The sequence below is a fragment of the Kitasatospora sp. NPDC091257 genome, assembly GCF_044757675.1.
Classification (GTDB): Bacteria; Actinomycetota; Actinomycetes; order Streptomycetales; family Streptomycetaceae; genus Kitasatospora; species Kitasatospora lactacystinica.
In genome coordinates, this window is the sequence record NZ_JBIVVI010000167.1 from 1 (window position 1) to 10,542 (window position 10,542).

The window sequence follows — 10,542 nt, forward strand, 5'->3', positions numbered from 1 at the left end:
GAAGTCCCCGACCGCCTATGACCCTACCCCTCCGGGGCCTGGGACGGCACATCGCGCCGCCTGGTGAGACCGGGCGTGGCGTGCCCCAAACCCCATTTCAGGCCGTCCGGCCCTGGCCCGCCGGGCAGTTGGTCCCAGGTCAGTGGTCTCTACCAATTCGGGAGTGTCGTGGCTGTCCGGAAACGACCGCGGCCGGCGCCCGGAAGTCCGGGCACCGGCCTGTCGTGATCACGGAGCGTGAGCGTGGGCGTCAGTTCATCGCCATCTCGGTCAGTTCATCGCCATCTCGTCGGTGAGGCTGGCCTCGGTGCTCGGCAGGCCGAGCTCGGAGGCCCGCTTGTCGGCCATCGCCAGCAGGCGGCGGATCCGGCCGGCCACCGCGTCCTTGGTCAGCGGCGGGTCGGCGAGCGCGCCCAGCTCCTCCAGCGAGGCCTGCTTGTGCTGCATCCGCAGCTGGCCGGCCGCGGCCAGGTGCTCGGGCACCTCGTCGCCGAGGATCTCCAGCGCGCGGGCCACCCGGGCGCCGGCCGCCACCGCGGCGCGGGCCGAGCGGCGCAGGTTGGCGTCGTCGAAGTTGGCCAGCCGGTTGGCGGTGGCGCGCACCTCGCGCCGCATCCGGCGCTCCTCCCAGGCGAGCACCGACTCGTGCGCGCCGAGCCGGGTCAGCAGGGCGCCGATCGCGTCGCCGTCGCGGATCACCACCCGGTCGACGCCGCGCACCTCGCGGGCCTTGGCCGGGATGCCGAGCCGGCGGGCGGCACCGACCAGGGCGAGGGCGGCCTCCGAGCCGGGGCAGGTGATCTCCAGCGAGGAGGAGCGGCCCGGCTCGGTGAGCGAGCCGTGCGCCAGGAAGGCGCCGCGCCAGGCCGCCTCGGCATCGCAGGTGGCCCCGGAGACGACCGCCGGGGGCAGGCCCCGGATCGGACGGCCGCGGCCGTCCACGAGCCCGGTCTGGCGCGCCAGCAGCTCGCCGTCCTTGACCACCCGGACCACGAAGCGGCTGCCCCGGCGCAGTCCGCCGGGGGCCATCACCACCAGGTCCGAGGAGTGCCCGAAGATCTCCAGCAGGTCCTTGCGCAGCCGCCGTGCCGCCGCTCCGGTGTCCAGCTCCGCCTCGATCACGATGCGGCCGCTCACGATGTGCAGCCCGCCCGCGAACCGCAGGATCGCCGACACCTCCGCCTTGCGACAGCAGGCCCGGGTGACCGGGAGCCGGCTGATCTCGTCCTTCACCGCTGGAGTCATCGCCATGGCCCGATCCTTCCATGTGTCCGGAAAATCCGGTCGTACGCTGCCGCCAACAGCTCGGGGTCGTGTCGCGGCGTCCCGTCGGCGCGGGCCACCGAGCCGAGCACCAGAGCCGCTCCCATCCGTTCGGCGGCCTTCTCCAGTCCGTCCAGGTCGGCCTGGCCGAAGGCCCCGCCGGTGACGGCGCGCTCGTCCACCAGGATCGCATCCACGGCGAGGTCCGGAGCGTGGTCGGCGATGACCTCCAGGTGACGCTGCGGCGTGAAGCCCTCGGTCTCCCCCGGCTGGGGGGCCAGGTTCAGGGTGAGCAGGCGGCGGGCGCGGGTCTCGGTGAGCGCCGCGGCCAGCTCGGGCACCAGCAGGTGCGGCAGCACGCTGGTGAACCAGGAGCCGGGGCCGAGCACCACCCAGTCCGCCTCCCGGACGGCGGTGACCGCCTCCGGGACGGCGGGCGGCTCGTCCGGCAGCAGCCGGATCGACTGCACGGTGCCCGGGGTCACCGCGACGTCGGCCTGGCCGCGCACGGCCGTGACCTCGCCGGGCCGCAGCGGGTCGTGGCCGCGGACGGTCGCCTCGATGTCCAGCGGCACCGCCGACATCGGCAGCACCCGGCCCTGCACGTTGAGCAGCCGGCCGACCCAGTCCAGTGCCGCCACCGGGTCGCCCAGCTTCTCCCAGAGCGCGACGATCAGCAGGTTGCCCACCGCGTGGCCGCCGAGCTCGCCGTTGCCGGTGAAGCGCTGCTGGATCACCTCGGACCAGGTGCGGCCCCAGTCGTCGTCCCCGCACAGCGCGGCCAGCGCCTTGCGCAGGTCGCCCGGGGGCAGCACACCCAGCTCCTCGCGCAGCCGGCCGCTGGAGCCGCCGTCGTCGGCGACGGTGACCACGGCGGTGAGGTCGCTGGTGAGCCGGCGCAGCGCCGACAGCGAGGCCGACAGGCCCTGCCCGCCGCCGAGCGCGGTGATCCTGGGCGCCGGATTGGCGCGGGCGGGACTGCTGCGCGGACGGCCCGGCGCCGTGGGCCGGGCCGGGCTGCCCGCCCGGTCACCGGTCCTGCTCTGCGGCTGTCGCCCGGGCACGTATCCCGCCACACTCACCTCGCGTTCCTCGGCCCGCCGACCGCTCCGCCGGCGGGCCCGGCAGGGAGGCGGCGGTTACTCCCGTCCCATGTCACGGTGGACGAGCACCGTCTCGACTCCGTCGGCGATGAGACGCTTGGTCAGACGCTCGGACATGGCGACGCTGCGGTGCTTGCCACCGGTGCAGCCTACGGCAAGCGTCATGTAGCGCTTCCCCTCGCGGCGGTATCCCTCGGTGATGATGCGCAGGAGCTGGGCGTAACCGTCCAGGAACTCGTTGGCTCCGGGCTGCTGGAAGACGTAGTCGGCGACGTCCGCGTCGGTGCCGGTGCGGGCCCGCAGTTCGGGCACCCAGTGCGGGTTGGGCAGGAAGCGGCAGTCCACCACGAGGTCGGCGTCGACCGGCAGGCCGTACTTGAATCCGAAGGACATCACGGTGGCGCGCAGCTCGGGCTCGTCGTGGTCGGCGAACTGGGCGTCCAGCTTGGCGCGCAGCTGGTGCACGTTGAGGTTGGAGGTGTCGATCACCAGGTCGGCCTCGCCGCGCAGGTCGCGCAGCAGGTCGCGCTCCTGGGCGATGCCGTCCACGATCCGGCCGTCGGCCTGCAACGGGTGCGGGCGGCGGACGCTCTCGAAGCGGCGCACCAGCGCCTCGTCGGAGGAGTCCAGGAAGACGACCCGGAGCCGGACCCCGCGCTTCTCCAGCTCGTCCAGCGAGGTGAGCAGGTCGTCGAAGAACTGCCGGCCGCGGACGTCCACGACCACGCCGATCCTGGCGACGTTGCCCTGGGAGCGCGCGCCCAGGTCGACCATGGTCGGAATCAGGGCCGGCGGCAGGTTGTCCACCACGAACCAGCCGAGGTCCTCCAGGCACTTGGCCGCGGTGGAGCGGCCGGCTCCGGACATCCCGGAGATGATCACCAGCTCCGGCGCGTTCTCGGCCACGTCTGACACGGTCACTTCGGTTCCCCGCTCTCGGTCTTTCTGCTGGGGAGAACGCGTACGGCTCGGCCGCCCTTCCCCGGCCCGGGCAGGCGGGCGGGGCCGGGGCACACCGGCTGACGGGCGGCGTCGGCCGTCATGGCGTCTCCTGGGATGGTGCGGTCTGGGGTGCTGCTGCCACCGGCTCGGCGGCCTGCTCGGCCCCGTCCTCGATGATCTCGCCGGTCGCGGTGTTGACCGCGGGTGCGACGGGTGTACGGGACGACAACGCCTCCGCAACAGTCTGCGCGGTGCGGCGTCCGATGCCGGGTACCTCGCAGAGCTCGTCCACGGTGGCGGCCCGGAGCTTCTTCAGCGAGCCGAAGTGCTTGAGCAGCGCCCGGCGGCGAGTCTCGCCGAGGCCCGGGACGGAGTCCAGTTCCCCGGCGGTGAGTCGCTTGGAACGCTTGTTGCGCTGATAGCTGATCGCGAAGCGGTGCGCCTCGTCGCGGACCCGCTGGAGCAGGTAGAGGCCCTCGCTGGAGCGGGGCAGCACCACCGGGTCGTCCTCGCCGGGCAGCCAGACCTCCTCCAGGCGCTTGGCCAGGCCGCACAGCGCGACGTCGTCGATGCCGAGCTCGTCCAGGGCGCGCTTGGCGGCGGCGACCTGCGGCTGCCCGCCGTCGACGACCAGCAGCTGCGGCGGGTAGGCGAAGCGCTTGGGGCGGCCGTCCTCGTCCCGGGTGCCGCCGGTGCCGGTGTCCGGGTCGGTGCCGCCGCCCGGGTCGGTGCCGGTGTCGTCCTCCTCCGGGACGGCCCACTCGCCGGTCTGCTCGCGCTCCTGGAGGTAGCGGCGGAAGCGCCGGCCGATCACCTCGTGCATCGAGCGGACGTCGTCCTGGCCCTCGAAGCCCTTGATCTGGAACCGGCGGTACTCGCTCTTGCGGGCCAGGCCGTCCTCGAAGACGACCATGGAGGCGACCACGTCCTCGCCCTGGAGGTGGGAGATGTCGTAGCACTCGATGCGCAGCGGGACGGAGTCCAGCTCCAGCGCGTCGGCGATCTCCTGGAGGGCGCGGCTGCGGGTGGTGAGGTCGGAGGCGCGCTTGGTCTTGTGCAGTGCGAGCGCCTGCTGGGCGTTGCGCTGCACGGTGGCCATCAGGTCCTTCTTGTCGCCGCGCTGGGGGACGCGCAGGTCGACCTGGCTGCCGCGCAGGCCGCTCAGCCACTCGCGGACCGGCTCCGCCGGGGCGGGCAGGGCGGGGACGAGCACCTCGCGGGGGACGGACTCGCCGCCGCCGTAGAGCTGCTGGAGGGCGTGCTCGACCAGGCCGGCGGTGTCGACGTCCTCGACCTTGTCGGTGACCCAGCCGCGCTGGCCGCGCACCCGGCCGCCGCGGACGTGGAAGATCTGCACGGCGGCTTCGAGCTCGTCCTCGGCGAGGGCCAGCAGGTCGGCGTCGGTGGCGTCGGCGAGCACGATGGCGTTCTTCTCCATCGCGCGCTTGAGGGCGCCGATGTCGTCCCGCAGCCGGGCCGCCTTCTCGTACTCCAGTTCCTCGGCGGCCTCCTGCATCTGTTCTTCCAGCCGGCGCAGGTAGTTGCCGGTGCGCCCGGCCATGAAGTCGCAGAAGTCCTCGGCCAGCGCGCGGTGTTCGTCCGCCGAGACCTTGCCGACGCAGGGCGCGGCGCACTTGCCGATGTAGCCGAGCAGGCAGGGCCGGCCGACCTGGCGGGCGCGCTTGAAGACGCCGTTGGAGCAGGTGCGGACGGGGAAGACGCGCAGCAGCAGGTCGACCGTCTCGCGGATCGCCCAGGCGTGCCCGTACGGGCCGAAGTAGCGCACGCCCTTCTTGTGCGCCCCGCGCATCACCTGGACCCGCGGGTACTCCTCGTCGAGGGTGACGGCGAGTTCCGGATAGCTCTTGTCGTCGCGGTACTTGACGTTGAACCGCGGGTCGAACTCCTTGATCCAGGAGTACTCCAGCTGGAGCGCCTCGACCTCGGTGCCGACCACGGTCCACTCCACCGAGGCGGCGGTGGTGACCATCGTCGCGGTGCGCGGGTGCAGACCGGCCAGGTCCTGGAAGTAGGACGACAGGCGCGGCCGCAGGCTCTTGGCCTTCCCGACGTAGATGACCCGGCCGTGGGCGTCGCGGAACCGGTAGACGCCGGGGGAGGTCGGGATCGCACCGGGCGCGGGGCGGTAGGTGCTCGGGTCAGCCATGGGTCCACCGTACCGAGTGGGGCCGGGGCCGCGGGGCGGAGATCGTCGGGGAGGACCGTGGCGGTCGGAAGGCGGTCAACTGGGTCAGCTCGGGGTCACCTTGAGGTTGCCGCCCTCGACCGTGACGGTGTAGGCGGGCAGCGGGGAGGGGGCCGGTCCGTCCTGCACGGCGCCGTCGGCGATGGCGAAGCGGCTGCCGTGGCAGGGGCACTGGATCTGGTTGTTCTTCACCTGGTCCACGAGGCAGCCGGCGTGGGTGCACCGGGCGTTGAACGCCTTGTACTGGCCCGCGGTGGGCTGGGTCACCACGATCTTCTGCTCGCGGTAGACCTTGCCGCCGCCCTCCGGCACGGCCGAGGCCGGGCCGAGGTCGACCGGGCCCTTGGGGGCGCTGTTGCCGGAGGAGGCGGAGGAGCTGCACCCGGTGACCGCCACGGTGCCGCCGGCCGCCAGGACGGCCGCGGCCCCGCAGAGCAGGGTGCGGCGGGAGGCGGTGGGGCTGGTCTCGGGGGCCTCGGACATCGGTGTGCTCCTACGGTTGCTGCTGCGGCGAGGGACCACGGAATTCTATGCCGCGCCACCCCACCGCTCCCGGGCCACCCGGACGGTGCGGGCGGCGGGGAGCGGCGGGGTGGACGGACGGGACTACTTCTTCGCGGCGGCCGCGCGCTTGCGCGGCGCCCTCTTCGCCGGGGCGGCGACCGGGGCGTCCGTGAAGTCGGCCGGCAGGATGTCCCGCAGGAACTTGCCGGTGTGGCTCTCCGGGACGGCGGCGATCTGCTCCGGGGTGCCCTCGGCGACCACCGTGCCGCCGCCGGAGCCGCCCTCGGGGCCCATGTCGACGACCCAGTCGGCGGTCTTGATCACGTCGAGGTTGTGCTCGATGACGATCACCGTGTTGCCCTTGTCCACCAGCCCGCTGAGCACCTTGATCAGCTTGCTGATGTCCTCGAAGTGCAGGCCGGTGGTGGGCTCGTCCAGCACGTAGACCGTCCGCCCGGTGGAGCGCTTCTGGAGCTCCGAGGCGAGCTTGACGCGCTGCGCCTCACCGCCGGAGAGGGTGGGCGCGGACTGGCCGAGCCGGACGTAGCCGAGGCCGACGTCGTTGAGCGTGCGCAGGTGCCGGGCGATCGCCGGGACCGCCTCGAAGAAGTCCAGGGCCTCCTCGATCGGCATGTCCAGCACCTCGGCGATGGACCTGCCCTTGTAGTGGACCTCCAGCGTCTCCCGGTTGTACCGGGCGCCGTGGCAGACCTCGCACGGCACGTAGACGTCCGGCAGGAAGTTCATCTCGATCTTGATGGTGCCGTCGCCCGAGCAGTTCTCGCAGCGGCCGCCCTTGACGTTGAAGGAGAACCGGCCGGGCAGGTAGCCGCGGACCTTGGCCTCCTGCGTCTCCGCGAAGAGCCGGCGGACGTGGTCGAACACGCCGGTGTAGGTGGCCGGGTTGGAGCGCGGGGTGCGGCCGATCGGCGACTGGTCGACGTGCACCACCTTGTCCACCTGGTCGGTGCCGGTGATCCGGGTGTGCCGGCCGGGCACGCTGCGGGCGCCGTTCAGCTCCCGCGCGAGGTGGGTGTACAGGATGTCGTTGACCAGCGTCGACTTGCCGGAGCCGGAGACGCCGGTGATCGCGGTGAAGGTGCCCAGCGGGAAGCCGACCGTGACGTCCTTGAGGTTGTGCTCGCGGGCGCCGTGGACGGTCAGCTGGCGCTTCTTGTCCCGCTCGCGGCGGGAGGCCGGGATCGGGATGGACCGCTTGCCGGAGAGGTACTGGCCGGTCAGCGACTCCTTGTTGGTGAGCAGCTGCTTCAGCGAGCCGGAGTGCACCACCTTGCCGCCGTGCTCGCCGGCGCCCGGGCCGATGTCGACCACCCAGTCCGCGGTCTTGATGGTGTCCTCGTCGTGCTCGACGACGATCAGGGTGTTGCCGATGTCGCGCAGCCGCACCAGCGTCTCGATCAGCCGGTGGTTGTCCCGCTGGTGCAGGCCGATGGACGGCTCGTCCAGCACGTACAGCACGCCGACCAGGCCGGAGCCGATCTGGGTGGCCAGCCGGATGCGCTGGGCCTCGCCGCCGGACAGGGTGCCGGCCGCGCGGTCGAGCGAGAGGTAGTCCAGGCCGACGTCGACCAGGAAGCGCAGCCGCTCGTTGACCTCCTTGAGGACCCGCTCGGCGATCTGCTTGTCCCGGGCGTTCAGCTTCATCGCGCCCAGGAACTCGGAGCAGTCGCTGATCGACATCGAGGAGACGTCGGCGATCGACCTGCCCTCGACGGTGACCGCGAGCACCACCGGCTTGAGCCGGGTTCCCCGGCAGGTCGGGCAGGGCACCTCGCGCATGTAGCCCTCGAAGCGCTCGCGGCTGCTGTCGCTCTCCGCCTCGGTGTGCCGGCGCTGGATGAACGGGATCGCGCCCTCGAAGCCGGTGCTGTACGAGCGCTCCCGGCCGAAGCGGTTGCGGTAGCGGACCTCCACCTGGTGCTTGTGCCCGTACAGCAGCGCCTTCCTGGCCCGGGCGGGCAGCCCGGCCCAGGGGATGTCGGTGCGGAAGCCGAGCTCCCCGGCGAGCGCGTCGATCAGGCGCTGGAAGTACTCCTTGGCGTGCCCGGCCGACCACGGGTGGATCGCGCCCTCGTCCAGCGAGCGCTCGACGTCGGGCACGACCAGCTCCGGGTCGACCTCCATCCGGTTGCCCAGGCCCGAGCAGTCCGGGCAGGCGCCGAACGGCGAGTTGAAGGAGAACGAGCGCGGCTCCAGCTCCTCGAACGACACGTCGTCGTACGGGCAGTAGAGGTGCTCGGAGTACATCCGCTCGCGCTCCGGGTCGTCCTCGGGGAGGTCGACGAAGTCGAGCACGACCATGCCGCCGGACAGGCGCAGGGCCGTCTCCACCGAGTCGGTGAGCCGCCGCTTGGCGCTGTCCTTGACGGTCAGGCGGTCGATCACCACCTCGATGGTGTGCTTCTCCTGCTTCTTGAGCTTCGGCGGCTCGGCGAGCTGGATCGTCCCGCCGTCGACGCGGGCGCGGGAGTAGCCCTTGGACTGGAGGTCGGCGAAGAGGTCGACGAACTCGCCCTTGCGCTCGCGCACCACCGGGCTCAGCACCTGGAAGCGGGTGCCCTCGGCGAGCTCCAGCACCTTGTCCACGATCGCCTGCGGCGACTGCTTGGCGATCGGCCGGCCGCAGTGCGGACAGTGCGGCTTGCCGATCCGGGCGAACAGCAGGCGCAGGTAGTCGTAGACCTCGGTGATGGTGCCGACGGTCGAACGGGGGTTGCGGTTGGTGGACTTCTGGTCGATCGAGACGGCCGGGGAGAGGCCCTCGATGAAGTCCACGTCGGGCTTGTCCATCTGCCCGAGGAACTGGCGGGCGTAGGAGGACAGCGACTCCACGTAGCGGCGCTGGCCCTCGGCGAAGATCGTGTCGAAGGCGAGCGAGGACTTGCCGGAGCCGGAGAGGCCCGTGAAGACGATGAGGGAGTCGCGGGGCAGGTCGAGCGAGACGTTCTTGAGGTTGTGCTCGCGAGCACCGCGGACGATGAGGCGGTCGGCCACTGCTTCTGGCGCCTTTCTCCGGGGCGAGAGGGCTTGCGGTGAGTATCGGTACTTCTTCCAGGATGCGGCAGCCAGCCTATAGCTCAGACGTTCGAATATCGACTCTGTCCAGCGGAGACCACCCGAACGAGTGAGGGCCACCCCGGGACCGTCCGTACCCGCACGGCGCGCATAGCCGAAAACCCCCTGCTCAGGGCGCGGATCCGGCGGTAGCGTCACCTGGTCAACGAGCGAAGCCCCCGCGGGCAACGCACCCTCTCGTCACAGAAGGCAGATTCGATGACCGACCCGCAGCCGACCGACCCGCAGTCCGCCGCCGCGTCCGCCGCCCGGCACCTGGCCCGGGTCGAGGAGAGCACCCGGCACCTGCTGCACACCGCGGCCGAGCTGAAGCCCGAGGCCCTCGCCGAGCCCTCCGCGCTGCCCGGCTGGACCCGCGGCCACGTGCTGGCCCACCTCGCCCGCAACGCCGACTCCCTGGTCAACCTGCTGACCGGCGCCCGCACCGGCACCGACATCCCCCAGTACGCCGGCAACGAGGCCCGCGACCAGGACATCGAGCGCGACGCGCCGCGCCCGCTGGAGGTCCAGCTCGCCGACCTTCGGGAGTCCCACGAGCGCTTCCTCGCCGCCGCCGCGCTGATGGACCCCGAGGCCTGGGCCGTCGGGGTCAGGCACCGCTCCGGCTACGTCTTCCCGGCCTTCGACATCCCGGGCAAGCGCGTGGTCGAGCTGGAGTTCCACCACGTCGACCTGGACGGCGGCTACACCCCGGCGCACTGGCCGCAGGAGTTCGCGGTCACCCGGTTCCGCGGGCTCGCCGAGGGGCTGGCCGGGGAGGCCGGCCTGCCCCCCGTGGAGCTGGTCGCCGACGACACCGAGGACCGCGCCGTGATCGGCACCGGCACCCCGGCCCTGACCGTCGAGGGCCCGGTCCGCGCGCTGACCGCGTGGCTCTCCGGCCGCTCCACCGGCGACGGCCTGCGCCACGCCCCCGGCACCACCCTCCCCCGGCTTCCCCCGATGGGCTGACGGCGCGAGGATGATCCCAGGAGCCACTGGAGAGGGAGCGAACGGATGACGTACCACGGAGCGGTCAAGGTCGGCGGAGCGCCGGACGTGCGGGAACTGGCCCACCTGATCATCACCAAGGTCGCCGTCGGCCCGTACGACAACAACGCCTACCTGCTGCGCTGCCGGGCCACCGACGAACAGCTCCTGATCGACGCGGCCGCCGACGCGCCGGTGCTGCTGGAGACCGTCGGGGACGACCTCGAAACGGTGGTCACCACCCACCGGCACCACGACCACTGGGGCGCGCTGGCCGAGGTGGTCGCCACCACCGGCGCCCGGACGGCCGCCGGCGAGCACGACGCCGAGGGCATCGACGTCCCCACCGAGCTGCTGCTCGCGGACGCGGGCCGCGCGATGTTCCCGCGGCGACGCTTCCTGCCGCGGCGGCCTGGCTCCCAGCTCCGCTGAAGGCGTGGTTCACGCTGGAAATGCAGT

The 10,542-nt window shown here is 72.4% G+C and carries 7 protein-coding genes and 1 pseudogene; 2 read left to right on the forward strand and 6 right to left on the reverse strand.

Features of this window, described 5'->3' with window-relative positions:
* Positions 1-270: 270 nt before the first annotated feature.
* The 6 genes from whiA to uvrA all read right to left on the reverse strand — a co-directional run bounded on the left by whiA (position 271) and on the right by uvrA (position 9,033).
* Positions 271-1,251 carry a DNA-binding protein WhiA gene (whiA, locus tag ACIQOV_RS10735; RefSeq protein WP_049649611.1) on the reverse strand — a complete coding sequence of 327 codons (981 nt, stop codon included), beginning with the start codon at positions 1,249-1,251 and terminating at the stop codon, positions 271-273.
* A complete protein-coding gene (yvcK, locus tag ACIQOV_RS10740; RefSeq protein ID WP_380548970.1) occupies positions 1,242-2,339 on the reverse strand; it encodes a uridine diphosphate-N-acetylglucosamine-binding protein YvcK in 1,098 nt (365 codons plus the stop codon). Before yvcK ends, whiA begins: the two co-directional genes overlap by 10 nt.
* Before the next feature lie 63 nt (positions 2,340-2,402).
* Complete coding sequence (gene rapZ, locus ACIQOV_RS10745) at positions 2,403-3,287, reverse strand: RNase adapter RapZ (RefSeq protein WP_359912919.1); 885 nt, start codon at positions 3,285-3,287, stop codon at positions 2,403-2,405.
* Between the two features lie 118 nt (positions 3,288-3,405).
* Entirely contained in the window at positions 3,406-5,475 is a 2,070-nt protein-coding gene (gene uvrC / locus ACIQOV_RS10750; RefSeq protein WP_401047232.1) for an excinuclease ABC subunit UvrC, read from the reverse strand.
* Positions 5,476-5,559: 84 nt separating this feature from the next.
* Entirely contained in the window at positions 5,560-5,997 is a 438-nt protein-coding gene (locus ACIQOV_RS10755; RefSeq protein WP_380548964.1) for a Rieske (2Fe-2S) protein, read from the reverse strand.
* Positions 5,998-6,120: 123 nt separating this feature from the next.
* A complete protein-coding gene (uvrA, locus tag ACIQOV_RS10760) occupies positions 6,121-9,033 on the reverse strand; it encodes an excinuclease ABC subunit UvrA (protein WP_401047236.1) in 2,913 nt (970 codons plus the stop codon).
* A gap of 279 nt (positions 9,034-9,312) precedes the next feature.
* On the opposite strand from uvrA, the gene ACIQOV_RS10765 reads away from it, so the two are divergent.
* Together ACIQOV_RS10765 and ACIQOV_RS10770 are read left to right on the forward strand one after the other, a co-directional pair.
* Positions 9,313-10,065, forward strand: a complete 753-nt coding sequence (locus tag ACIQOV_RS10765) for a maleylpyruvate isomerase family mycothiol-dependent enzyme (RefSeq protein ID WP_401047237.1) — start codon at positions 9,313-9,315, stop codon at positions 10,063-10,065.
* Between the two features lie 45 nt (positions 10,066-10,110).
* Positions 10,111-10,441 (forward strand): annotated as a pseudogene (locus ACIQOV_RS10770) (MBL fold metallo-hydrolase); the annotation flags it as partial.
* Between the last annotated feature and the right edge of the window lie 101 nt (positions 10,442-10,542).

What these genes read in the sequence shown, in the direction of transcription:
- uvrC (WP_401047232.1), bottom strand. Translation starts at nt 5,475, where the DNA reads ATGGCTGACCCGAGCACCTACCGCCCCGCGCCCGGTGCGATCCCGACC.
- ACIQOV_RS10755 (WP_380548964.1), bottom strand. Translation starts at nt 5,997, where the DNA reads ATGTCCGAGGCCCCCGAGACCAGCCCCACCGCCTCCCGCCGCACCCTG.
- ACIQOV_RS10765 (WP_401047237.1), top strand. Translation starts at nt 9,313, where the DNA reads ATGACCGACCCGCAGCCGACCGACCCGCAGTCCGCCGCCGCGTCCGCC.
- whiA (WP_049649611.1), bottom strand. Translation starts at nt 1,251, where the DNA reads ATGGCGATGACTCCAGCGGTGAAGGACGAGATCAGCCGGCTCCCGGTC.